The 22,935-nt window shown below is 35.5% G+C and carries 29 protein-coding genes and 1 pseudogene; 8 read left to right on the forward strand and 22 right to left on the reverse strand.

Annotated elements, in window-relative coordinates:
• Positions 1-86: 86 nt before the first annotated feature.
• The 3 genes from F6K54_RS42655 to F6K54_RS42665 form a co-directional block, all read right to left on the reverse strand.
• Positions 87-515 carry a transposase gene (locus F6K54_RS42655; RefSeq protein WP_366558048.1) on the reverse strand — a complete coding sequence of 143 codons (429 nt, stop codon included), beginning with the start codon at positions 513-515 and terminating at the stop codon, positions 87-89.
• Positions 516-640: 125 nt separating this feature from the next.
• Positions 641-835: a hypothetical protein gene (locus F6K54_RS42660; protein WP_366558045.1), complete on the reverse strand. Its 195-nt coding sequence runs from the start codon at positions 833-835 to the stop codon at positions 641-643.
• The gene (locus F6K54_RS42665; RefSeq protein ID WP_202223267.1) at positions 819-914 is read right to left on the reverse strand and encodes a helix-turn-helix domain-containing protein; all 96 of its coding nucleotides are present in this window, start codon (positions 912-914) and stop codon (positions 819-821) included. Before F6K54_RS42665 ends, F6K54_RS42660 begins: the two co-directional genes overlap by 17 nt.
• A gap of 420 nt (positions 915-1,334) precedes the next feature.
• Here F6K54_RS42665 and F6K54_RS03570 point away from each other — a divergent pair, with 420 nt between their 5' ends.
• Positions 1,335-1,556: a hypothetical protein gene (locus F6K54_RS03570; RefSeq protein WP_293074547.1), complete on the forward strand. Its 222-nt coding sequence runs from the start codon at positions 1,335-1,337 to the stop codon at positions 1,554-1,556.
• A 249-nt stretch (positions 1,557-1,805) separates the two neighbouring features.
• Here the strand turns inward: F6K54_RS03570 and cobM are convergent, their stop codons facing one another.
• The gene (cobM, locus tag F6K54_RS03575) at positions 1,806-2,591 is read right to left on the reverse strand and encodes a precorrin-4 C(11)-methyltransferase (protein ID WP_293074550.1); all 786 of its coding nucleotides are present in this window, start codon (positions 2,589-2,591) and stop codon (positions 1,806-1,808) included.
• 314 nt (positions 2,592-2,905) lie between these two features.
• On the reverse strand, positions 2,906-3,790 hold the full coding sequence (gene lgt / locus F6K54_RS03580; RefSeq protein ID WP_293074552.1) for a prolipoprotein diacylglyceryl transferase: 885 nt from the start codon (positions 3,788-3,790) through the stop codon (positions 2,906-2,908).
• A 104-nt stretch (positions 3,791-3,894) separates the two neighbouring features.
• On the opposite strand from lgt, the gene F6K54_RS03585 reads away from it, so the two are divergent.
• The 5 genes from F6K54_RS03585 to F6K54_RS03605 all read left to right on the forward strand — a co-directional run bounded on the left by F6K54_RS03585 (position 3,895) and on the right by F6K54_RS03605 (position 6,604).
• A complete protein-coding gene (locus tag F6K54_RS03585; protein WP_293074555.1) occupies positions 3,895-3,987 on the forward strand; it encodes a helix-turn-helix domain-containing protein in 93 nt (30 codons plus the stop codon).
• A complete protein-coding gene (locus tag F6K54_RS03590) occupies positions 3,975-4,235 on the forward strand; it encodes a hypothetical protein (RefSeq protein WP_293074557.1) in 261 nt (86 codons plus the stop codon). Before F6K54_RS03585 ends, F6K54_RS03590 begins: the two co-directional genes overlap by 13 nt.
• A gap of 168 nt (positions 4,236-4,403) precedes the next feature.
• The gene (locus tag F6K54_RS03595) at positions 4,404-4,676 is read left to right on the forward strand and encodes a transposase (RefSeq protein ID WP_293074559.1); all 273 of its coding nucleotides are present in this window, start codon (positions 4,404-4,406) and stop codon (positions 4,674-4,676) included.
• Between the two features lie 86 nt (positions 4,677-4,762).
• Entirely contained in the window at positions 4,763-5,083 is a 321-nt protein-coding gene (locus F6K54_RS03600; RefSeq protein WP_293074561.1) for a transposase, read from the forward strand.
• Between the two features lie 1,146 nt (positions 5,084-6,229).
• Positions 6,230-6,604 carry a hypothetical protein gene (locus tag F6K54_RS03605; protein ID WP_293074564.1) on the forward strand — a complete coding sequence of 125 codons (375 nt, stop codon included), beginning with the start codon at positions 6,230-6,232 and terminating at the stop codon, positions 6,602-6,604.
• A gap of 309 nt (positions 6,605-6,913) precedes the next feature.
• Here F6K54_RS03605 and F6K54_RS03610 read toward each other — a convergent pair whose 3' ends face one another.
• From F6K54_RS03610 to F6K54_RS03645, 8 genes are all read right to left on the reverse strand, one after another.
• Entirely contained in the window at positions 6,914-7,108 is a 195-nt protein-coding gene (locus tag F6K54_RS03610; protein ID WP_293074567.1) for a hypothetical protein, read from the reverse strand.
• Positions 7,109-7,384: 276 nt separating this feature from the next.
• The gene (locus F6K54_RS03615) at positions 7,385-8,572 is read right to left on the reverse strand and encodes a S8 family serine peptidase (RefSeq protein ID WP_366558049.1); all 1,188 of its coding nucleotides are present in this window, start codon (positions 8,570-8,572) and stop codon (positions 7,385-7,387) included.
• A 103-nt stretch (positions 8,573-8,675) separates the two neighbouring features.
• Entirely contained in the window at positions 8,676-9,356 is a 681-nt protein-coding gene (locus F6K54_RS42670; RefSeq protein WP_366558050.1) for a S8 family serine peptidase, read from the reverse strand.
• Positions 9,357-9,489: 133 nt separating this feature from the next.
• Positions 9,490-10,269: a hypothetical protein gene (locus F6K54_RS03625; RefSeq protein ID WP_293074573.1), complete on the reverse strand. Its 780-nt coding sequence runs from the start codon at positions 10,267-10,269 to the stop codon at positions 9,490-9,492.
• Between the two features lie 560 nt (positions 10,270-10,829).
• Positions 10,830-11,552 (reverse strand): M15 family metallopeptidase, encoded by a 723-nt coding sequence (locus F6K54_RS03630; protein ID WP_293074576.1) that lies wholly within the window; start codon positions 11,550-11,552, stop codon positions 10,830-10,832.
• 128 nt (positions 11,553-11,680) lie between these two features.
• The gene (locus F6K54_RS03635) at positions 11,681-12,106 is read right to left on the reverse strand and encodes an HNH endonuclease (protein ID WP_293074579.1); all 426 of its coding nucleotides are present in this window, start codon (positions 12,104-12,106) and stop codon (positions 11,681-11,683) included.
• Positions 12,103-12,471 carry a hypothetical protein gene (locus F6K54_RS03640; RefSeq protein ID WP_293074582.1) on the reverse strand — a complete coding sequence of 123 codons (369 nt, stop codon included), beginning with the start codon at positions 12,469-12,471 and terminating at the stop codon, positions 12,103-12,105. The genes F6K54_RS03635 and F6K54_RS03640 overlap by 4 nt, the downstream gene beginning before the upstream one ends.
• Positions 12,472-12,507: 36 nt before the next feature.
• Entirely contained in the window at positions 12,508-12,762 is a 255-nt protein-coding gene (locus F6K54_RS03645; RefSeq protein WP_293074585.1) for a hypothetical protein, read from the reverse strand.
• 69 nt (positions 12,763-12,831) lie between these two features.
• On the opposite strand from F6K54_RS03645, the gene F6K54_RS03650 reads away from it, so the two are divergent.
• Complete coding sequence (locus F6K54_RS03650) at positions 12,832-13,245, forward strand: element excision factor XisH family protein (protein ID WP_293074588.1); 414 nt, start codon at positions 12,832-12,834, stop codon at positions 13,243-13,245.
• Positions 13,230-13,559, forward strand: a complete 330-nt coding sequence (locus F6K54_RS03655) for a XisI protein (RefSeq protein ID WP_293074590.1) — start codon at positions 13,230-13,232, stop codon at positions 13,557-13,559. Before F6K54_RS03650 ends, F6K54_RS03655 begins: the two co-directional genes overlap by 16 nt.
• A 214-nt stretch (positions 13,560-13,773) precedes the next feature.
• Here the strand turns inward: F6K54_RS03655 and F6K54_RS03660 are convergent, their stop codons facing one another.
• From F6K54_RS03660 to F6K54_RS03700, 9 genes and pseudogenes are all read right to left on the reverse strand, one after another.
• Positions 13,774-14,055: a hypothetical protein gene (locus F6K54_RS03660; RefSeq protein ID WP_293074593.1), complete on the reverse strand. Its 282-nt coding sequence runs from the start codon at positions 14,053-14,055 to the stop codon at positions 13,774-13,776.
• A 51-nt stretch (positions 14,056-14,106) separates the two neighbouring features.
• Positions 14,107-14,373, reverse strand: coding sequence for a hypothetical protein (locus tag F6K54_RS03665; protein WP_293074595.1), 267 nt, complete (start codon positions 14,371-14,373; stop codon positions 14,107-14,109).
• A gap of 23 nt (positions 14,374-14,396) precedes the next feature.
• Entirely contained in the window at positions 14,397-14,729 is a 333-nt protein-coding gene (locus F6K54_RS03670; RefSeq protein ID WP_293074598.1) for a DUF5615 family PIN-like protein, read from the reverse strand.
• Positions 14,726-14,950, reverse strand: coding sequence for a DUF433 domain-containing protein (locus F6K54_RS03675; protein WP_293074600.1), 225 nt, complete (start codon positions 14,948-14,950; stop codon positions 14,726-14,728). Before F6K54_RS03675 ends, F6K54_RS03670 begins: the two co-directional genes overlap by 4 nt.
• 376 nt (positions 14,951-15,326) lie before the next feature.
• Positions 15,327-15,548 (reverse strand): annotated as a pseudogene (locus F6K54_RS43700) (DUF433 domain-containing protein); the annotation flags it as partial.
• 412 nt (positions 15,549-15,960) lie between these two features.
• Entirely contained in the window at positions 15,961-16,248 is a 288-nt protein-coding gene (locus F6K54_RS03685) for a hypothetical protein (RefSeq protein ID WP_293074603.1), read from the reverse strand.
• Positions 16,245-16,541: a hypothetical protein gene (locus tag F6K54_RS03690; RefSeq protein ID WP_293074606.1), complete on the reverse strand. Its 297-nt coding sequence runs from the start codon at positions 16,539-16,541 to the stop codon at positions 16,245-16,247. Before F6K54_RS03690 ends, F6K54_RS03685 begins: the two co-directional genes overlap by 4 nt.
• A gap of 24 nt (positions 16,542-16,565) precedes the next feature.
• Entirely contained in the window at positions 16,566-16,700 is a 135-nt protein-coding gene (locus tag F6K54_RS03695) for a hypothetical protein (protein WP_293074609.1), read from the reverse strand.
• Between the two features lie 75 nt (positions 16,701-16,775).
• The gene (locus F6K54_RS03700; protein ID WP_293074612.1) at positions 16,776-22,211 is read right to left on the reverse strand and encodes a PDZ domain-containing protein; all 5,436 of its coding nucleotides are present in this window, start codon (positions 22,209-22,211) and stop codon (positions 16,776-16,778) included.
• Positions 22,212-22,935: the final 724 nt, after the last annotated feature.

A 22,935-nucleotide genomic window follows, 5' to 3' on the forward strand; every position in this document is an offset into this window, starting at 1 on the left:
CTTCTAAGAATGTCCGGAATTGTCTCCAACCTAAATCAGAAATTGCTCTGGATAATTTACGGTTTTTAACCATTCCAGAAACGTTGTTATACTTCTAAAACAATTGTTTGGTTTTCACGAATTATTTTAGTAGATAATTTATGTAGAAAATCAGTCCTTGTATCTTTCAGCTTGGCATGTAATTTAGCTACTCTAACCCTGGCTTTTTCATACCTTTTAGAGCCTTTAGTTTTATGAGATAATGGCTTACTTAACTTTCTTAACTTCTTAATTCGTTTTTTGAGTGGTTTTGGTGCATCAATCTTTGTACCGTCACTAAATGTAGCAAAAGTTTTAATACCTAAATCTATGCCTACTGAATTATCAGTTTTAGGTAATATTTCTGGTTGTATTTCTACTACAAAACTCAAGAAATATCTATGAGCGGAATCTTTGATTACTGTTACTGATGATGGAGCAGCAGGTAACTCTCTTGACCATACAATTTTCAGCTTTCCTATCTTGGCTAAATAGATTTTATGTTGACCAACTTTAAATCCTCACGAGTGTAAACCTAGCAGTTTGCTTTGACTTTCTACTCTTAAATTTAGGAGGTTTAACAGGTCTACCTTTTCTCTCACCTTTAGTCGATTTGAAAAAGTTAGAGCAACGCCTGGTTTAAATCATTCAAAGATTGCTGCAATGGTATAGCAGAAACTTCTGATAACCATTCTCTATATTCAGCCTTCTTAGCTTGAGTTATAAACTGTTTTTGTAGTTCAGATAAGTTAGGTTTCTTTTCTCCTGATTTATACTTTTGTTGGCAGCAAGCTAGACTATCATTCACTCGCCACACGAACACAACCAAATAGCTTGGCTAATCGGTATTTTTGTCCCGGTGTTGGATATATACGATACTTAAATCTAGCTTTCATAATTCCTATTTAAACTAACAGTATGATAACATATTTATAGAAATAAAATCAACTAAAAAGTCGCCCGCTTATGGACGAGGCTTTAAACCCAATTTTCTGGTAAGTCCTTATAGTATCTGATTGTGGTTGTTAAGTGAACTGAACATAATTTTAAGTTTCAACTAAAGATTTGTTTTCTTGTTGAGTAGGTTTGATTGGTGTGGAAATAATTTTTCTGCCACTCGTAGCTTGTTTTTTTTCTAAATCTGGTTGGGTCGATGGGAGCTATTAACTCCGCACCTCCCAGTTAGATCCGGACGTGCCCATTTCTGTGCATCCGGCTCCCGACAATCTGTACACCATATCGGATATGGGTATCATTGCTTCATGTGGATGTACTGATGACAGCTACACAGAACAGAATATATTGTCACTAATGACTTGAGCCAATCTTCTATAGATGATGTAGAATTTGAGTCACAAACTAGATGGAAAATAGAAGATATCAACCGAGAAATTAAGCAATTAACAGGACTTGAGTTTTGTCAATGTCCTAGGGCGAGAATTCAAAAAAACCATATTGCTTGTGCCATGCTGGCGAGTGAATCATTTAAAAGGGTTAGCAGGGAAAATGGGAAAAACTATTTACCAAATCAAATATGAATTGTTGTCTAATTATTTAATAAATGAACTGAAATATCCTTCAATTAAAATTAAGGTTATTTAACTTTTTAACAGTTGGATTTTGGTGAGAAAATTTAAGCGACCGCATAAAAAATTAGCTAGCGTTAGCGGAGCTTTGCGTCAGCAATCGCTCTATTTACCATGCGCTATATATAGTGTCTTTGCGTAAGTCCTGTATTAAAATCATCCCGCATTTATGCAACGCCCTCTCTACCATTACCTCACCTGTTACCTAATCTCTCGAAAGAGATGAGTATGTTGAGGATTATAAAGACCAGAACGCCCTACTTTTTCCACTTTCTCCAATGCCGGACTAATAACATATAGAGTTGTTCTGACTAACTGTTTCTCCTCAGTAACAACAGCCATTTTCTCCAAAGGTACAACCCAAATCTGTTCATCAGGCCATCCCAAACGATAACATATTGCAATAGGTATTTGAGGCGAGTAATGTTCTATCAACTTTTGTTGTGCTTCCCAAACATGACGAGCGCTCAAATACAAACATAAACTCGCCCCGTGAGCAGCCAAACTACTCAACTCTTCACTAGGAGGAACTCCTGTAGCTTTTCCACTAATCCTAGTTAATATAATTGTCTGTACCAACCCAGGTACAGTCAACTCCACTTTTAACTTAGCTGCTGCATCCTGAAATGCGCTAATTCCCGGCACAATTTCAAAATCAATTTCTGCCTCTGCCAAAAGCTGCATTTGCTCATAAACCGCCCCATATAAACTTGGATCTCCAGAATGGAGACGTACTACAGAACAACCTTTTTTCACTCGGTCTATCATTAGAGGCAAAATATCCTCTAGGGTTTTATTTGCCGTTCCAATCACCTCAGCATCAGGACGTACATCTCGTAAAATTTGCTTAGGCACTAAAGAATCTGCATATAGAATCACATCTGCTTTCGCCAAGATTTTATAAGCCTTCACTGTTAATAGATCGGGGTCTCCTGGACCTGCCCCTACAATGTAGACTGCTGCTTCAAGACTTTCTGTATTATTCATTTATTAGTATTAGCCAAAAAATTTTTTTAATTTTGTGATTTTTCCTGATGTTAATAACTACATTCAGATAAAAGAAATGGTAGATGCACCCTGGTATAGCTCTGGACTTACTGTCTAGAGCTTTTTTTATCTCAACGTTGGTTGAAGACCCGCTTGTTTTCATCCAAGGGCTAAAGCCACTTGGCTTTCAACTGCACGTTTTTTTTGTAAATGAAGAATACCTGGCACAGGAACAAGATACTCCCACTGCTGTGCCTCGTAACAAACTTTGCCGGACAATGCACCACCACCTTTTTATGTTCATTACTAAGATTTCAGTCTTTCTGCATCTCTTCCTCCCTATACCTATTCTCTGAAGGCCATACATCAGGTAAAGGTCGCTTTAACAAATATAGCCAAGCCAAACCTGCCAACCCCAACAAAATTCCAGCTAAACTCACAAATTGGGCAATTCGCAGTGGCCCTAACATCAAACTATCAGTCCGTAATCCCTCAATCCAAATTCGTCCACTACTATAAGCTGCCATATAAACAAGAAATAAAGTTCCTACCTGAAGCCTATATCTACCCCGCAAATCTCTAAAAAATAGGAATAGTAATAGTCCAAATACCATCAAATTCCATAGAGACTCATATAAAAAAGTGGGATGAAAATAATCAAAATTTACTAATTCTGATGGACGACGTTCTGGAGGAATATATAACTTCCAGGGTAAATCAGTGGGACTACCAAAAGCCTCAGAATTGAAAAAATTGCCCCACCGACCGATGGCTTGTCCCAAAATTACAGAAGGAGCCACTAAATCTGCCAATTGCCAAAAAGAGATTTTATTAATTCTCGCAAAAATTAAAGCAGCGATCGCTCCACCAATAATTGCTCCATGAATTGCAATACCTCCTTTCCAAATTGCAATCATATCTATAGGATTTTGTTGGTACTGTTCCCACTCAAACAGAACATAGTACAACCTTGCTCCAGGAATTGCAGCTAATACCAACCAAACTACTAGATCGCCTAATAATTCAGGGTTAACATTACGTCGTTTAGCCAAATATTGGGAGAGAGTAACTCCGATTAATACTGCTGTGGCAATTAAAAGTCCATACCAACGGACTGCCAAAGGCCCCAATTCAAAAATAGTTGGACCAGGAGAAGTAAATTGAAAGCCTAAAGGCAATAAGGGAATCTCTACTGTCATAAATTTACCAAAAAATTGGGTTTAAAGCCTCGCCCTTCTAGGGCGACTTTTTAGTTGCTTTTTTTAATAAAAATGTTATCATACTGTTAGTTCAGATAGGAATTATGAAAGCTAGATTTAAGTATCGTATTTATCCAACACCGGGACAAAAATACCGAGAGCGCAAAGCTATTTGGTTGTGTTCGTGTGGCGAGTGAATGATAGCCTAGCTTGTTGTCAAGAAAAGTATAGATCGGGAGAAAAGAAACCCAACTTATCTCAACTACAAAAACAGTTTATCACTCAATCGAAAAACACTGAAGACAGAGAATGGTTATCAGAAGTTTCTGCTATACCATTGCAGCAATCTTTAAATGATTTAAATCAGGCTTATCAAAATTTTTTCCGTTCGACTAAAGGAGAGAGAAAAGGTAAACCTGTTAAACCTCCTAAATTTATGCATTAGAAAGTCAAAGCAAACTGCTAGGTTTACATGCATGAGGGTTTAAAATTGGTCAACACAAAGTTCCTAGCAACGCTAAGATTGGAAAGCTGAAAATAGTTTCGCCCGTGAGAGTTACCTGCTGCTCCATCATCAGTAACAGTAATCAAAGATTCCGCTAATAGATATTTCTTGAGTTTTGTAGTAGAAATACAACCAGAAATCTTACCTCAAACTGATAATTCAGTAGGTATAGATTTAGGCATTTCTACCTTTGCTACATTTAGTGACGGTACAAAGGTTGATGCTCCTAAGCCACTAAAGAAACGAATTAAGAAGTATCAAAAGTTAAGTAAGTCATTATCTCATAAAACTAAAGGATCTAAAAGGTATGAAAAAGCCAGGGTTAGAGTTGCTAAGTTCCATGCTAAATTAAAAGATACACTCGTCAGATTTTCTGCATAAATTATCTACTAAAATAATTCGTGAAAACCAAACAGTTGTTTTAGAAGATTTGTTTGCGAAGCATCTCCGTTGGAAACGTTTCTGGTATGGTAAAAAACCGTAAACTATCCAGAGCTATATCTGATTTAGGTTGGCGACAATTTAGAACTTTCTTAGAAGGAAAAGCTGAGAAATACGGTCGTGATTTTAGAGTAATTAGCCGTTGGGAGCCTACTTCTCAAATTTGCTCAAATTGTGGCTTTAAAGGTGGCAAGCTAGACCTGAAGGTGCGAGAATGGGAGTGTCTCAACTGCGGTGCAAAACATGTTCTTAGACGAGAATGCAGCAATAAATATATTAGTCGCTCCTTGGGCATTCGGAGACAAAAAACGGACGTGGAGGCAAGTGTAAGACTACCGCCAAGTTAGCAGCAGCCTGTGAGGCGTCAACCCGCCGAGGAGTTACGGCTCGGTAGGAATCCCCGTGCCTAACAGCCGGGGAGGATGTCAAATAGAAAAACTAATTATAAGAATACTTTAATAGCTAAAAGTCAAAAGTTAGAAATTTTGAGGAATATAGCGATCGCACAACATATATAGCAATCAGGAATCAGTTGTGAGAATTGAAGTGTTCCTTAAAAGTATAGAATATAGCAATTATTATATTAATATAGTACGTTTTTTCTTCTTCTCTGTCCCCAGATCCCAGAACCCAGATCCCGTGTTCCCTAAAAGTTTCCAATATCTCACAACTCAAATCATATTGCTATAGCAGTGATGGGATTTGTATATTTTTCTCTGACAAAAGCAATAGGGTTATATCATGTCCGGTAGCATCGGAGCGTGTATAAAATTAAGGTGACACTCTTGAGAAAACCTTCTGCCTCCTGCCTCCTGCCTTCGGACCGCCAAAGTCTAACTATTCAACCGGACATGATATTAATAGGAGAAATAAAGTAGAAAAATGCTCCCTACTTCCCATCTCCCCATCTCCCTATCTTTAACTATATAAATAGATAGCTATCAAATCAGTTCTATAGGGTATAGTTTGTAAGTATTCAGCTATTAGCAGTCAGCTAGCCTCCTCCGCAGGAGACTAGCTAATAGCTGACGTCTGAATGCTTACTATAGTTTCCCTTCTGCCTCTAAACTTCTTGAAAAATTACTGTTAAATAAAGTAAAGTATTTTGTCAATCACTTTACATCACTAATTCATAATATACCTGTAGAGAGTTACTCTTGAATTTTGACTTTAATATCTCTTTAAACATCTCAAAATTTAATCTTTTTTTAAGAACTGAAGAGTACAAAGTTCTCCCAAAAAACGATTGGTTTTGAAGACTGAAAGTATTACTGAAAAAGGTTTACAGTACTTACAGCTCTGAATGAAAATTTTTTAACCTTTAGATCGCTGAAAGCTTTAGCTAGCAATAGTTATTCCAAGAACTTTGCACTGTCTAGTTAAGAAATTAATTCTTATTATAAAATTAAGAAATTGGAAAAAATAGCCAATTATACTCAATATTGATTAAAATTGAATAATGTAAACTTAATTTTCGGGTAGTGAAGAAATATATGGAAGTATTGCAAGAACAAATTATTGCTTTGAGTAAAAAAATTGAAGCAATACACACAATTATTGAAAAACTGAACGACCGGGTATCAACCTTTATAATTAAACAGGAGGTAAATCAACATAAATCTACAGAAAATACTTCGAGTCTGATACAGCTCAATGAACTAAAACAAAAATATAACGACTTCGATCTAGAATTAGAACACAAAGACGTGCTAGTAGATGATGACTATATGAATCAAGGTAGTCAAAATATGGATCGAGAATTAACATCAGAAATTCAAATTCAACGGCTAACAGCTCAATTGACAGCAGCCTATAATCGAATTGCTGCTTTAGAAGAACAATTACTTTCAAAAAGAATTAAAACTTAGGTATATGGGTTCATTAATGGATAAGGTTCAATATTTCAAGCCTCTGACTTTCCTAGGTCATGCTACGCAAACAGGCAGAGAGAAGTACTGATAACTGATAACTGAAATGACATACTCTCTGAATTAAAGGTGGGGAGATTATCCTGAAACCAGGATTCTTGGTTTGCGCTCCGCAAAGCTACGCCAACAACAAGTTCATTTAAACCAAATATCTTGTGGAATTTAATCAGTTAGATGGTTCTCTTTGATTATAACATAATGTGTGTTTGCTAACGAATTGAACCGCTATTCGTTGATGAAGTCAACTCTTTATTCTACTCGCACCCATCCTCTGAACACAAAATATGAAAGTCTCTTAACAGTACAAAGGTCTTCTGAGCTTAGAGACTCGTCCAATACCGCAGCCATGAGGCCATAGCAGTCTGATTTTGTGAGGAAGCCACTTTTGGCAACAGAAGCCATAATTTCGTTGATTGCACCGGGAAGTAAGTTAATTTGAAGCATAATATCAACCTTAAGTTCCATATTTCAATCATCCACTCTTTTTCATAATATGGTGGTGATTAATAGTACAACCAACGGTGATTTTTTGGTGTATATTGAGTGAAGCAGATATGTAAGTTTGTGTGATGTTTGTCACAACGTTTGATTTGTTAATCAATCCAGTGCTATTTTTACATCGTAATGGTTAATACCGAATTTGTATAGTTGTCAATTATTGCCATATTAGTCGCAACTAGATAATATAACACCTAACACCTAAGACCTAACACCTACCACCTATTCTATTAATAATTTTTCAGCATTAATCAAACCAAAACCCCATTTTGGATCGAAACTGCCAACAGGTTCTCCAGGAATAAAACTACTTGAATGCAAACGTTGCTTAATTTCTTCAGGGGTTAACTGCGGCTCCTTCTCCAACAGTAACGCTACCAACCCAGTAATAAACGGTGTTGCCATACTCGTACCTGCCATTACTTTATGAAACTGGTCAACTTGCATCATTGACGAACAAGTAGAAGCAGATGACAAAGCAGAAACTATCATCGCTCCCGGTGCAACTACATCTGGCTTCATCATACCATTACGCAAAGGGCCTGGACTACTAAATTCTGAAACTGTATTCAGATCTAATCCTACCTTTTGCCAATTTTTCTCCACATCTTGCCAGGATAGTCGTGCTGTGTAAGAACCAACTGTTATGGCCCTAGCTGCTGCCCCCGGAGAACCTATTTTAATTAAATCTTGCACTCCATATCCTGTAAATACAACATCAAATCCTTTTGTGGTTTCCCCACTCCAGATATTAACTTTTCCATGTTTGATAGCAACACCATTTAACAAAAGTCGCCAAGTACCAGTATTTCCAGTGGTGATCGATACAGAATTAGGGTCATGAGTAATCTCAATATTGAAGCTATGTTCGCCGTTGTCTGTATTTTCCGGACCGTACATAATAATCTGTACTTGTGCCCCCGATATATGGTGTGTTTTATTAGAGTAACCATTGTCGCTGATACTCTGAAAATGCGTGCGACTACCTTCTGGAGATTGCACCGCGACTTCAATATTATCGCTGCTGGCGTACCAACCATTTAATTCTGCTCGCCATTCTGAGGAACTGGAGTCGATGGAAGCAGGTATGAGGAAACGGATACAGACTTGTTGATTTTCTTGCACAATAGTTTCTGCATGAATATCAACGTTACCTTCGTTACCAGCGGCACAACAGACAATTTTGCCTGGGCCTGATTCTTGATCGATGAAACTAGACAACGGATCGCTACCATCATGGGCGTTGTAGTGGTCTCCTAAACTGAGATTAACTACTGCTGGTCTTTGGAGTTGATCTGCAACCTGAAATATATAGTCGATCGCATTGGCAATATCTGTATTTAACTCCCCCGGCGGGAAGTCCCGCGCTCTCCCGGAGGGGAGCGGAGGGATGGGAAAGCCGGGCGTTATCTGTGTTGTTCATCGGGGATTTCCTCTTTGTAGTATACGTAGCATATTGCATTATATACATTTATAGCTATTGACAATTACAAATAAATAGATTATGATTGTTCTAAACACAGGGGGAGGACATCACCTCTGTATAAACAGCAGTCAGCTTTTTTTTCTGACTGAAGAATCCCGCGTTAGTGCAACGTCGGGAGTATGTCAAGACTGCTTTGACTATTACTAAGTCTGCTGCGGGGGCAACTCCTGTAAAGGCAGGATCGTTTCCTGCAGCAATGCCAGCTATATGAGTACCGTGACCAGTTTGGTCGCGAGACATTGCTAATATTCTTTTGGGTAGGTTGCCAGTGAGTTCTAAACCTTCGGGATATTCGGAGTTACCATCATTAGAGAGGGTATGATCCCATATCTGCAAAATTCTACCAGTAAAGGCGGGGTGGGTAGTATCGATGCCACTGTCGATGATACCAATAATTACTCCTTTGCCAGTTAACCCAGTTTTGGTCTGAAAATTTGGTAAACCAATAGTGTTTTTTGCTTCGTCTAATAAGGCTTTTAGGTAACGAGAAGGAGTAATACGATCGATCGCTGATTCTTCGGATAAACGCCCGATATGTTCTAAGGGGACAAAAGCTGTGCGAATTTTTCCTTTAGACTGTTTAATTTGTATTCCATACTCGCTGAGATGATTGAGATTAGCATTTTCTTCACAGCGGATAAATACTGATGCTAAGGGCGGTTTAGAAGTTTTTGGATTATTAATAATACCTAATGACCGCAGATGCAGGTTGAGACCTTTTTCACCCTGTTGTTGATAGTTTTCTCAGGCAGTTATTAGTCCAGGAGCAATTTTTTCTGGTTTCATATTGTTTGACTAAGGAAGAAGTTCAACAATTAATAATTATAGCTGAATGCTTACTTTAATACTTTTCATAAATCAGGATATTTTTCACATCACTACCGACTTTTTCTGAACGAAATAAACCTGGTTTATATATCCAAGCTGCCCGTACATCTGCAGTAATTTTATGCAAGTTTTTAGGTTTTTTAATTGTCAGAGCTACTCTCACATCATTTTTAATCCCATTACCTTGAAAAAACCAAGCTGGTTGAGAAGTTAATCCACCGGAAAAATCAATTGTGACATCTCTCATGCGTCCCAAATTAAATTCCCAAGGTTCTAGTTCAATATCAGCAGGTAACATATTTAAAACATTAGCAGTTACAGGAGTAAATTTTAGTAATTTATCAACTGCTACTGTAACTTTGCCTTGAACTAGATATTTATCATCAAATAAATCAGATGGTAATCCATCTACAGCTATTATTGGTTCAGACTCACTACCTCCTATTAAGGAAACTTCTAATCTAAGTTGTTCAATTTTGCCCTTGGGAATAATAATATTCATCCCTAGTTCGGCTTTAATTTTATCGTATTTATTGTCTGAACCAATAATAGTTGATTCTGCATATTCAGCAATCTCAATTCTAGTTTGTTTAATTAACCGAATTATTTCCCAAGGTTCAAGATTATCTTGTAATTGCTTTGGATATCCGTAACTAATGGACTGTTCTGGTAAATCTTGATTTTCAGTAATCTGACTGGGGATTTTTTCATAGTTATCAGTCAAGTTAATTGTTTGATTGAGTGAATTTTCATCATTAAAAATATAAGTTGGCTCTAGTAGTATACTTTTCATATTGTTCTCCATAAAAATTGATTAAAATCGGAATTAGTGGTAAGCATTTCCTGCGGAATACTGCGCAAACAGCCGCCAGCAATCAGCAATTAGATATTGCTTTTAGTTTTAGATAAAAGCTTTACTAACTGAGGCAGAATTTATACTTAACTATAAAATCTGGCTTTAAAGTCTATATTCATTAAAACCCCATCATGATAGCTGAGAGCTGACAGCTAATAGCTCAATGCTTACAATTAGTGAGGACTATTTAATATTTTGCTTTGTAACTAACTGATAAATTAGTTGTTCTCTATAATAAACTTTCTCCAGTTAAAAGTCAAACTCCGGACTTTTTTATAATATAATAATATTCATCTTTAAAAGAATTTATCCACAATAGGGGGGTTTAATACCTTAGTCCTGAGTTAGTAACTTTTTTACCGAAAAATTGTGGTATAAAGCCTCCCCTTTTAAGGGAATAAAAAGAAAAAATTTCCTTTGAGTCAATCCTATCCGTTTCAAAGGAGAGATAATTCTAAATTCTAAATTCTTAATTCTAAATTATTGAAATCCATAATTTATATTTTTTGAAATTCAGTAATCCGATCTAACGGTACATCCAAAATAGCAAATTTTTGCCATCCTATGGCATCAAAATGCCACCATTCTGTTATTAATGGTTCAAAGCCATACTTTTTCATTTTCTCTGCTAGTAGTTCGCTATTTCTCTGAACTTCTAATTTATTACCTGAATAATTGCGCCAAGCTTTTTCAGAAAAATTATCAAATTCTGTAGGCATTTCTAACTCTTTACCAGTATTTAAATCAACTAAAGTTACATCAACTGCAGCACCACGATTATGTCGAGAACCTTTCTTAGGATTAGCCACATAACGAGAATCTGGCAAAACTTCCCACATCTTTTTTGTAACAGATAGAGGTCGATAGCAATCATAAACTTTTAAACCTAATCCTATTGTTTTTAAATCTGCCTGAACTTGTGATAATTTTTCTGCTACTTCTTTTCTTAAAGCGCACTTAGCTACAGGGTATAATTTTTGATTGAGGAAATTATTTATAGTGGCATAGCGAATATCTAAAATAATCTCAGAATTAATAGTTTTTATATCTACTAATCTTGCCCATTCAGGAGTTTTAGATTGAACCATGTTATGAATGAATATTGGTTGAGTAATACCTACTTTTATTTGCAGGAAATTGATATATATTGCAAATATAAGTATTGCTAAAATTAGAACTATCGATCTTTGTAAAAGTAGTAGTAGGAAAGAATTTTTCATATTTTTATTTTGGTTATAATGTCGTAGTTGGCAAGTTAAATTCAACCCAATAGATACAAGTTTCTTGTTGGGTTTCCTGCGTCAACCCAACCTACAAAGTGCTACTTTTTATCAATTTATACCTAATTTTATCTCCGGGGAAAAAATAAGAGTCCTGTTTCAATTAATAATTGACGTTCTTCTATTCTTTCAGGGCGGTTAAATTGTAAAAGTCGAACAGTAACTCTCCCTTTAGTTGAAGAGGGAATAATTCTACCATCTTTGAATAAAAAATGGTCTAACCAAACATCCTTGCGGGGATGATAGAGAGGAATAATTTCTCCAGTCTCTGCGTCTATAGAAGTTAAATCAGTTCCTTTATATTGATTGCACAAAGTACAGGATAATGCTAAATTATTTTCCTCTGTTAAGCCTCCATGTTTTTCAGCAATAATATGATCTATTTCGTGAGTAGAAAAAGTTAAAATTTCTGGAATTAAACAATATTCACAACACTCATTAGCACGTTCTCTAACTAACCGTCGTAAGACAGAAGGAATCCTAGTTTTACTCATGTTTGAGATTCTGTTTGTTTCAATTGAAGGTAGGCTTTAGCTTTAGCAATACGAACTAAATGTTCTAAATATTGATACTGTTCCCACTGTTTTTTTTCTTCATTAGTAAGTTCAGAAATCCGATTTTTTTCTAATAAAATATTGATTTGATTTTGCAAAACTTCGGAAGGACGCAGAGCAATAATTTCTTCGGGAGATGGTAAGAAAACTAAAAATTCTAAAAGGTCTGCGATTCCTTTTAAGCCTTCAGTTGAACTAGCATTTAATTCTCGAATTCCTAATTCTAAAATTTGGGGTAATTCTTTCTCAAAATAATGGAGGCGTGAAATTAATTCATCGGGAATATTTAGGGTGATTTGTGGCATATATTTATCCTGTTTGTTATTTGATATTAAGGAGTATTATTCAACGTCTATTCTTTCCCACATTTCAGAAATTGGTCTAGTTTTTCCAGATTTTGCTTGTTGCAATGCTCTTCTGAGACTAGCTTTTATTTCTTCAACAGGAGTATCGTCAGGATCGGGTTCAATTTCTGCTGTTACTTCGGGAAAAAGTAGGATAACTCGCACTTTTCCTGGAGGTAAATTTTCAATGGGTTGGTCGAGAAATAATTGTCCGTTTTCATCAATATTTCCTGTTACTTCAATAGCTTTCATTTGTTTTTTTATGATAGTAGTTTTGGTAAATTATATTATAGTTGATAGGTAAAGTTAAAATAACTCAATATGTCTAGAAAAGATACTTATCATTATTTGGTTAAATCTGCTTTAATCAGAGAAGGATGGACGATTTATCACGATCCATATGTTCTTAAATCCGATCCTAAACTTTCTATTGATTTAGGTGCTGAAAGAATTATTGCTGCTGAAAAAAATTGTGATAAAATAGCAGTAGAAGTCAAGAGTTTTATTACAGATTCCCAAGTAACGGAACTGGAAAAAGCTATTGGCCAGTATGGAATATACGAAGAATTATTGAAAATACAGGAGCCAGATCGAGAACTTTATTTGGCAGTTCCTATAGATGCTTTTGATAACATATTCAGCCGACAAGTTGGAAAAATCGCGGTTAAAAAGTTCAATTTGAAACTAATTATTTTCTCTTTTTCGGAGTCAGATTTACAATGGATAATACAATAGATTTTTACAGGCAATGTGTGAAAAAAATTCTCTGTGAATATGAGTATCTCAAGGATGAAGATTCGCAAATTGAGCTAATTTTTGATGATGAAAGAATGCGTTATATGGTTTTGTGGGTGGGATGGTACAAATATAAGCGTATCCATCAATGTGCTGTACATATTGATATTGTTGGGAATAGTATTATTATTCAATGTAATGATACGGAAGAATCAATAGTAGAAAAATTGGTAGAGATGGGAATTTCTCAGAATAATATTAGTTTGAATTTTATACATCCTCAACATCAAAATTATTTGGAAATAGTGACTTAATTTTATCTTCTGAAAAATAGGCGATAAGGCATCCGCCACGCTTCGCGATCGCTCGACTTAAGTAGCAATAAAAATAGAGTCAATATTACAGAATATTTCAAGTATATGAAGTACAGATATTAACAATTAAATGTTCCCAGTGCGGGCATCTGGCCCGCGTGGGTGTACCTCACAAAGAGGGTGATTTTTTAATTCTATTTTAGTCATAGGATGATTAACGATTAAATTCTTTTCTCAATTCTTCTAAATTGGGAATATTTTCTCGGTCTTGCCAAATTCCCTTAGCTTCTTGCATTAAATATAATCGTTCCCTGGTTAAAAAGCCATCGACTTTAATTGGTTTTTCTGTCAGATAGTCAATTATGTCTTTGCCTATTTTTGTTTGAGATTTTTGTAAAATTTCCAGTTGATTTTTTGCTTGAAATGCCTCGATAATTGCTTGTATTTGTTCAATTTGTTCTGGTTTTAAACCACTGACATTAATTGTTTGGTTCATGGTTGTTTTTGATTATAGAATTATATTATTTTAGCACAAAGTGGTGAATTATCATTGCTCATCTAATTCATCCCAAGTTTGTAATTCTTGCAATTCTTTATTTTGCCGATAATGTTCTAACATTTTTTCTGCTTGCTTTGCTAAAATTTCTCGTCTTTTTTCTAATGGTAATTTCATTAAATAACTGGCATCTATTTCATCTTTTTCTTGGAGGTAAGTCAAGAAATTTAGGGCTATTTTTAGTCGTTCCGGGGAAAGATTTACTAACTTTTCTTTGGCAGCTTCAAGGATTGTGGGGGATGTTGATTTTAATGACATTTTTGACTTCCTTACCTTCTCTTTTAATATAGAACTAAAACTGAATTACTGGCATCTTGACTCAAATCTATAATATCATCATACCGAGAACGTAAAAGTATCTCAATTTCAGATGTTGTGCAATTTCCTACCCTGATCCAGATTAATTTAGGAGGAAAACCAAGCAAAATTACCAAATCATAAAAATCAGCATCTTTAGTGACAATAATATATTCATTATCACGAGCATACTGCCATACATCTCGATCGTTAGCTTGGTCTAATCCTAAAAAATAAAGATGACTTGATTGTGGATAAATATCAGCTAAACGTGACACTAAACGAGGTGATAAATTATGGTCGAATAAAAGTTTCATTTGGGTACTATTAAAGTTTGTTGTTCCCGTTCAGCAGCATAGTTCAGACAAGCCAAAATATCCTGTTTTGTTAAATAGGGAAAATCTTCTAATAATTCTTCATAAGTCATTCCCGCAGCTAGATAAGAAAGTACGTCATAAACAGTTATTCTCATACCTCGAATACAAGGTTTTCCACTGCGTTTTCCTGGTTCAATAGTAATAATTTTTGATTCTGACATATTTAGTTGATAGATTTGGTTGATTAAATTATTGTATTTATTAATTATTTGAGGTTAGGGAGTATTATTCGACATCTATTCCCTCCCACATTTGAGAAAGGGGAATGCGTTGTTCAGATTTTGCTTCTTGCAATGCTCTTCTGAGACTAGCTTTTATTTCTTCAACAGGAGTATTATCTGGATCGGGTTGAGCTTTAGCTCTTTGCAGTTTGGCACGGATAGCTTCTGTTCCTGGTTTTGTGGGTGTGGTAGCAATGCGAGCAAATAGGGTGCTATTTTGTGCTTCCCAATATTTTTGGAGTGCTTCTGCTTCTTGGAGTACCGTTTGATATTCTGCTTCAACTTCTGGACGGTGAGCTTCGATGTAAGATAAAGCTGCCTGAAGTTGTTCGTCGGTGAGACTTAACATACTGCGGATGAAGTGAGGTGGGTACTGTGCAGTTAAATAGTCCATGATGTCGTAGATGGTTATGCGAGTTCCTGTTATTGTTAATCCTCGTTCCGTTATGCCGATCGCTTTTTGTTGATTAGATGGAGATGTCATTTTCAGATTTATTATGAATTTGTCTTTAATTATATCATCAAAGCTAAGTTCCATATCTATTAATAATTTTTAGTTCATTAGGAAAATTTAACCACCATATTCTACCAATAAAGCAATACCTGTCGATATTTTCTTCATAATTTCATCAGAACAAAAACCGATTTTTTTGACTAATCTTTGCAAATCTATTCCTCAAAATTATCTGGAAATAGCTACCTAATTTTATATTGTGGAAAAAAGGCGATAAGGCATCCGCCACGCTTCGTGATCGCTCGACTTAAAGTAGTAATAAAAATAGAGTCAATATTACAGAATATTTCTCGCTTAATAAGTACAGATATTAACTAATTAAATTTTCCTAGTGCGGGCATCTTGCCCGCGTGGGTTTACCTAACTAAATTGGAATCCGCTGTATCTGCCAATTCTCATCTAAAAATTGCAAATTTTCATCATAAATTATAGTTAGTTATCCCAGATTTTGTGCAGCTATATTATTAGCTTTGAGAAGGGATTTTAATTTAATCCAACGTTTTTTGTTGGTAACACCAATTGAGTTACTAACTAACTCAGCAGATAGGGAACGAGGCAAGATAATTTCTTCATAAAATTTATCTTCTTCATCCCAATAACCGCAGATTTTATAATCGCATAATTCTAGATGTTCTGTTACTAAAGAGTGAGCATCTAAGTTTTCTATTACTTCTGTTAAATCTTGCCAAACAGGGTGATTTTTTAATTCTATTTGAATGGTCATAAATCAGTTAAACCATCCATTTCAGTGATTTTACATTCCTGTTCTATTTGCTGAATTTCAGCTTGAATAGATGGATCGTTTGCCATCGCTTCTAGTTGTGTTGTTAAGTTAGAAACATCGTTAGCTAAACGCTCTTTTCTAAGACTTTCTGCAATCTCAGCAAAGTCAGGATCATCCTGAAAAACTCCGGCAAATTTTACCCAAGGATTCTCCGGTTGTTTAGAAGGTTGCCATTCAATTTCTACTGGAATAATCTCTAGTTTTTCCAGACGAGTATGTAAGATTTCGTTCAATTTTTCTATAGCTTCTTCTTGTGTTTAAGCTTCTACTTGGCAGTTAGGAAGTTCCAGAAAAGATGCACTTATTTTTGTTTCATCAGAGCGATCGAGCAAAATATGAAACTTCAGGGGAACTGACTGAGATGTTTTTGCTGTTGACACTTTGCTAACCATAAATTCTTCATTAGCTCAAATTTTATTCAATTATAAAGGATAATTTTATTTGACACAAATTCCAGGATTTTCTAACTATTTGACTTCCTCTTGACAAACTTTTAATTTATCTTTTTCTTCGGGGCGAGTAGTTAAATATTCTTGCAACCAATCGCATCCTGTTGCTAATAGTTCGTTTAAGTTTTGATAACGCCAAATCATTACTTTTTTTGTCCCTACTGCTATATATTTACCATCTGGAGAAAACACAATCTTGGATTCAGAATTATGATATTGGTTTCTTTCAGGAATAGTAAATTTAGCAAGTTTCTTTCCATCGATACTCCAAACAGTTAATTCATTAGGCAGATGTGATAAAACAGCAATTTTTTGACTGTCTGGACTAAAATTCAAAGTATTTTTTTGTTTTTCTAGTTTTATCTGGGTAATCAACTTCCCAGAAGTATCCCATATTTTTACTGAATAATCTAATCCCGATCCTGTTATTAATTTGCTATCAGGACTAAAGTATATCTTAAAAATGGAATTGTTGCTCTGTATAGTAGTATTTTGATTATTTTTTAGATTCCTTAAATTCAATTCTTTTCCAGCAGGATACCATGTTATCAAATGCTTACTATCAGGGCTAAATTTTGCATTATATCCAGAAATATAATTGCTTCTATCAAGAATCAACTTTTCTCTAACAATTATTTTTTCTTCAATTTTGTCATCACGACTTTTGACTTTAATTTTAACTGAAGTGCCAGGTTCTCCTTTTAGTAGAGAATATATTTCTTCTATACTGTAACCAGAAACATTTTGCTCATCTATTGACAAAATTATGTCACCATTTTTTAAACCTGTTTTTCTAGCTGTAGAATTTTCCCAAACATCAAATACTTTCACTTTTTGTCTGTTATCTAGCATAATAGCTACAACTGAAATTTCTGATTCCTCAGAAGGTAAAAATGATTTAAGTTTTATTTTTAATGGATTAAGTAAATTTCCATGCTCGTCCCAAATTCTTACTACGTTTCCACTTCCACTTAATGTGACAAGATATTTGCCATTGGGACTCATTACTACTTTCCTAGTTCGATAAAGGGAGGGATGTATTAATCGCTTAAATTCCTTAGTAGATAGATTCCACAAATGCACAGGAAAGTCAGCCTCACTAAAACCAAAAGTGGTGTCCACACCGATAGTTGCTATTTTTTCTCCATCATAACTAGATGTATAGAGGTTGCTTTTCGGTAGCGGATAAAAACTCTCAAAAACTGTTTCTTCCTTGTTAAGCTCATTAGGATTAATTTTAATTTGAGAAATTAATTGATTTTCTAAGTTCCGTTTTTGAATACCTTCTTCATTAATAAAACCGAAAGATTTTCTATCAGGAGCGAGATGAATGTTAGCATCACCCTCACTAAATTCAAATGTTTTAACTTCTTTCTCTGACCAATTCCAAATATCTAAATTATTTCGGAAAAAAGGCGAGTCTTGAACCAATAGCTTTTGACCATCTGTACTATACTGAAAGTTCTTAATTGTTGATATTTTTTTACCTGAAACTACAAATTGTTCTTTTTCATAAATCTTTGGCAGCTCTATAAAATTAGAGTTATTGTTAGTAACATTAAGTAATTTAATTTCCGTACTATCTGCCATAGCAATAGTCTGACTATCATGGCTGTAACTTAAACCTTCTTTACTGAAAGCTAGACCAGCGTTAGATGATAAACCATTAACAGTTAGAGTATTAGTTTCAAGTCCCGTTATCGCATCATACAACTTAATTATCCCTGTACCAGATGATTGAGCTACTTTTTGGTCAGACGATTCTACTTCTATCTTTGCTCCTTGAATCCCTATAGCAATTTGTTTACTATCGGGACTAAAACTCATGGTATAAAAGCCATCAATATTTGGAACATAAAAGCGAGTGATTTCTTGACCTGAAAAATTCCATAATTTTGCTATTTTATCTGATGAATCAACATCCGTTCCTAATGTTAATATTTTCTTGTCATTAGGACTCACAATTAATTGAGAAATTCCATTGGTATTTGCCTGAAATTCTCTGAGCTTTTTGAAGGTTTTTAAGTTCCAATACTCTACCATTCCTTTAGGATTTCCTGTAACAATTTGTTGACTATCATTAGTGTCAACAAAATCAAAATCAAATAACGATTCGTCAATATTTTCACTTACAGTTAATTCTCCTACTTCTTGAAGAGACAGATTAAAAACTCTAAGTTTAGTGATACTTTTTCCTTCCCCCGTTTCAGTCAAAATGTAACTTGCCGATCTTAGAGCAATATATTGACTATCTGGACTAAATTTAGGATTGGAAAAGGACGAATATACTGAACCTAAATACCCTTTGTTATCTAATTGCGCTATTTGTTTACCCGAAAAATCCATAAGATACAAGTGATTTATTCCCATAGCAGCAATGTATTTACCATCAGGACTAATAGCAAAATCAAATACTCCTTCAGGAACATCCCATTCAGCGATTTTTTCACCAGATTTGCTCTGAATTATAAATTGATGATTTTTTCCTACTAAAGACATATTCAAAGAAACAATTTGTTTACCATCAGGAGCAAAAAGAACTTTATAAATTGCAGAAGTATTACTGCCGCTTTCTAAGACATTTTTCTCTCGAATATTGCTAGTAATAGTCTGCAACGCCAACAAAGGTTGAGTAGTCGGATAATTCCCCAACTTTTCGTCATCTTTTACCAACTTTTTCAACTTTTGCCCTGCATCCATCGCCGTCATTAAAGCACTAATTCCACCTTCCCCAGACTGAAATTGATTCAATGCTAAATTACTCAAATTCTCTGCTTCATTAATCAAACTTTGTCTTTCCGCACGTTGCCATTGCCATGCAACCCCTACAAGAGAAAAAGAAACTATCGCCAAACCACCTGCTAACCCATAAATAAGTTTTTGCCGCTCCCTCTCTCGTCTTTTCCTACTTTTATCAACATACCCCCTCTCTTTCTCAGGAATTTTTTGCTCTCCTTTTTCCAACCAACTTTCTGCCTCCTTTAACAACCCCCCTTGCAACAAATACTCATCCTTCTTTTCCTTTTCCCACTGACTCAAATTATCTCTTAATTTCTCTTGCCAACGTCGAAATTCCCAATCTTGCTCTATCCATTTTTTTAACCGACTCCAAGCGGTAATTAAAACCTCGTGAATTAACTCCACAGAAGCTACATCTTTTTCCTTATTTGTCACCACCAAACGCTCGTCGGCAAATTTAATTACTAACTGCCAATTTTCTTTTCCAATATCTGCAAAAGTAGCAATTTTCCGAGTAGCAATGCGACTAACTTCCCCCGATTTTTCCTGACTTATAGGTTGTACTAATTGAGTAAAAATATATCGCGCCTGCTCTTTTTCCTCCTGACTTAACCCAATATAAATCTTTTCGGCATAATCCCCCAAAACTTGAGTCAAACCCCCAATCTCTTCATAACTCGCCAGAGAAATTACCCCATATTTTTGCTTTTTCCATAACTCCTCCAAAGCAAATTGCAGCATCGGTAAATGACCAGAATTTTGCCGATAATCTTGAATCATTCTCTTAATCAACTCATCCGCAAATTCCACCTCAAACTTTTCAGCAGGGAGAGCGATCGCCTCCTTCAACTCTTCATCATTCATAGGAGTAATTAACTTATCCCGTTCATCAAAAATCTTACCCAAATCTTCATCCAAAGCTTGAGATAAAAAATCTGCCCGTAAAGTTAAAACAATTTTCCAACTATCATCCCGAACCGCATCAACCAAACCTGCTAAAAATGACCGACGTTTCTCCTCAGAACATAAAGTATAAAGTTCCTCAAATTGGTCAATTACCAACAAAATTTGACAACCTTTCTTTTCTTGCACAATGCCAGTTAAACATTTAGCTAACTTCCCTGAATTAGTCTCCAAATTTGCCACTAATTCCCCAAAACCTGAATTATTCGCAGTTAAATTCGGTGAAATTTTCCCCAATTCTTCAGCCAAATTTTCCCAAGGATTCGGATGAGGAAAACCAGGACGAATTTTCACCACAAAACGGGGTAAAATTTCCGTAGCTTGAGCCAACCATTGAGGAATTAAACCAGCAGCAACCAAAGAAGATTTCCCACTACCCGAAGCACCAATCACAGCGACTAAATTTTGCCTGTCCACCTTTTCCAATAAAGAATTAGTCAACACTTTCCTGCCAAAAAATATCTCCGTATCATTTTCAGTAAAAGCACTCAATCCTTTGTAGGGAGATATCTGAATCTTTCCTCCCAACTCCAACCAACGGGGAGGAATTTCCGCAGGATTTTGACATAAAACAGGTAACCAACTCACACAAGGAAAATCCTTTTCTAATATTTGTAACCTTTGCCGACTCTCCCGCAAAGAACTATATAAAGATAAACCTTGAGTATAATTTTCCAGAAAAAATTGGAGAAAATTCGGAGCAATAACTACAGGTAAATTTTCCCGCATCACAATAATTTGCGGTAAATGTAAATCCTCACCTTCTGCCAATTGATAAGCCAAACCTAAACCATTACAAGCATTAAAAATCGCCAATTTTAAACCAGACTTAACAGCTTGTAGAAGATGATTTTTTATTTCAGAAATAGTCAAAACATCTTGACCATTAATTTGAATCGTACCAATACTGCCATTATCTTTAGTCTTGCCATGACCAGCAAAAAATAAAATATCCCAAGATTTTTGCCACAAAGGTTCATCTAATTCAGAACGTTGAGGTTCTATTAACCAACAAATTTCTGCATCAGGAATTAATTTTCTAATCACCTCTTCATCAGCATCAGTTCCCGCATTATCTCCCAAAATAACTAAAATTTTTATTTTATCTTTTTTGTCTAATTTTTTCGCCGTATCAACTCGTTGAAAATTAGGAGTAGCTAGAGCAATTTCAGCCTTCGGAAAATCTTTTAAAAAATCCCATTCATGCCAAGGCAAACGTCGTAAACCATAATTTTCAGTTGCCAATAAAATCCTCGTACTTTCCGATTTATCTAAATAATTCCGAAGCAAAATTTCTATGGATTGAAAATCGGAGGAATTTAACCAAGTATTGAAAGTTTGAGCTAATAAATTAGCAGCATTTTTACAAGCTGCAAAAGCTCCATTTTTATCGTTATCAGAAATATTAGTAAAACCTGCTTTCGATTTTAAACGGTTAGAAAAAAAGACATCTAAATTTGTATATAAACTTTGCCAATGACGATACTGCTCCAAAATTTCCGAATGTGGAGGTAAATGTGCTGACTTGCTAGCGATCGCTAAACTAGGTTCATTTTTTATCGAATCTACATCCTGCCAAATTTCACCCCGCACCGAAAAACCCTCGTGAAACCCGCCATCAATATTGAGAGTAACTAACTTTCCCATAACTGCTCCTAAATTTATCAGAATGACATACAAGTTAAATAGTGAAAATCTTGTGGCGTGGGCATCTTGCCCGCGATAGCGGTGAAAATCTTGTGGCGCGTGCATCTTGCCTGCGATAGCCTCATAACAGTGGAAAGCACTGTAAGTTAATGAATCCTCAACATTTAAAAAACTGGTTTGCTAAGTGCTGCTACCGTACCTCATAACAACGGAAAGCGCTGTAATTGTATATTTTAATAATTAAGATTTAAGGTGAATCCGTTCAAATTAAATTTTTCGTATTGGTCAGCTTGAATTATAGTGCTACAAGCAATTGACACTCCTCCGGCTAAAGCATGGAGGATTCTTCGTTCTATGACCCTGGTTGCTGAGACAGGATTTCTCCAACCTCAGTAGCGCCAGAATCTCCCGAAGCGTTAGGATCGTCGATCCAAGTTCCGATGTGCCCCATCGTACTTAAGGCAGGGGAGAGGGGGAGGAGGGGAGAGGGGGGAGAGGGGGAAGAGGGGGAAGAGGGGGGAGTAAGAATTTTGTCTACAGTCCTCACTCATAGTGTATTTTTCAATACAATTTTCTCCCGAAAAAGCCGCTTCCAGACTTACCCATAACTTGTCTGTAATGTCTACGTTTTATGTTAAGAAAGATGTTTATAAAGCATAGCTCCCAGGAGGGGAATAGTTGATAATTTCTGTGCGATAATTGATTTTATTTTTTATTATTAGACCTCTCCAAAAATTCAAAATAAAATAAATTATTATCCGTAAGTTATCAATTACTTATCCCTATTTCCTATTCCCTATTCTCTCTTTTTTGGAGATGTCTATTTATT

The organism is Okeania sp. SIO3B5, from assembly GCF_010692555.1.
Classification (GTDB): domain Bacteria; phylum Cyanobacteriota; class Cyanobacteriia; order Cyanobacteriales; family Microcoleaceae; genus Okeania.

Excerpts from the sequence above, each read along its gene's own strand:
- F6K54_RS42665 (WP_202223267.1), bottom strand. The coding sequence starts at position 914 with ATGAAAGCTAGATTTAAGTATCGTATATATCCAACACCGGGACAAAAA.
- cobM (WP_293074550.1), bottom strand. The coding sequence starts at position 2,591 with ATGAATAATACAGAAAGTCTTGAAGCAGCAGTCTACATTGTAGGGGCA.
- lgt (WP_293074552.1), bottom strand. The coding sequence starts at position 3,790 with ATGACAGTAGAGATTCCCTTATTGCCTTTAGGCTTTCAATTTACTTCT.
- F6K54_RS03585 (WP_293074555.1), top strand. The coding sequence starts at position 3,895 with ATGAAAGCTAGATTTAAGTATCGTATTTATCCAACACCGGGACAAAAA.
- F6K54_RS03600 (WP_293074561.1), top strand. The coding sequence starts at position 4,763 with ATGGTAAAAAACCGTAAACTATCCAGAGCTATATCTGATTTAGGTTGG.
- F6K54_RS03605 (WP_293074564.1), top strand. The coding sequence starts at position 6,230 with ATGGAAGTATTGCAAGAACAAATTATTGCTTTGAGTAAAAAAATTGAA.
- F6K54_RS03610 (WP_293074567.1), bottom strand. The coding sequence starts at position 7,108 with ATGCTTCAAATTAACTTACTTCCCGGTGCAATCAACGAAATTATGGCT.
- F6K54_RS03625 (WP_293074573.1), bottom strand. The coding sequence starts at position 10,269 with ATGAAAAGTATACTACTAGAGCCAACTTATATTTTTAATGATGAAAAT.
- F6K54_RS03630 (WP_293074576.1), bottom strand. The coding sequence starts at position 11,552 with ATGAAAAATTCTTTCCTACTACTACTTTTACAAAGATCGATAGTTCTA.
- F6K54_RS03635 (WP_293074579.1), bottom strand. The coding sequence starts at position 12,106 with ATGAGTAAAACTAGGATTCCTTCTGTCTTACGACGGTTAGTTAGAGAA.
- F6K54_RS03640 (WP_293074582.1), bottom strand. The coding sequence starts at position 12,471 with ATGCCACAAATCACCCTAAATATTCCCGATGAATTAATTTCACGCCTC.
- F6K54_RS03645 (WP_293074585.1), bottom strand. The coding sequence starts at position 12,762 with ATGAAAGCTATTGAAGTAACAGGAAATATTGATGAAAACGGACAATTA.
- F6K54_RS03650 (WP_293074588.1), top strand. The coding sequence starts at position 12,832 with ATGTCTAGAAAAGATACTTATCATTATTTGGTTAAATCTGCTTTAATC.
- F6K54_RS03655 (WP_293074590.1), top strand. The coding sequence starts at position 13,230 with ATGGATAATACAATAGATTTTTACAGGCAATGTGTGAAAAAAATTCTC.
- F6K54_RS03660 (WP_293074593.1), bottom strand. The coding sequence starts at position 14,055 with ATGAACCAAACAATTAATGTCAGTGGTTTAAAACCAGAACAAATTGAA.
- F6K54_RS03665 (WP_293074595.1), bottom strand. The coding sequence starts at position 14,373 with ATGTCATTAAAATCAACATCCCCCACAATCCTTGAAGCTGCCAAAGAA.
- F6K54_RS03670 (WP_293074598.1), bottom strand. The coding sequence starts at position 14,729 with ATGAAACTTTTATTCGACCATAATTTATCACCTCGTTTAGTGTCACGT.
- F6K54_RS03675 (WP_293074600.1), bottom strand. The coding sequence starts at position 14,950 with ATGTCAGAATCAAAAATTATTACTATTGAACCAGGAAAACGCAGTGGA.
- F6K54_RS03685 (WP_293074603.1), bottom strand. The coding sequence starts at position 16,248 with ATGACCATTCAAATAGAATTAAAAAATCACCCTGTTTGGCAAGATTTA.
- F6K54_RS03695 (WP_293074609.1), bottom strand. The coding sequence starts at position 16,700 with ATGGTTAGCAAAGTGTCAACAGCAAAAACATCTCAGTCAGTTCCCCTG.
- F6K54_RS03700 (WP_293074612.1), bottom strand. The coding sequence starts at position 22,211 with ATGCACGCGCCACAAGATTTTCACCGCTATCGCGGGCAAGATGCCCAC.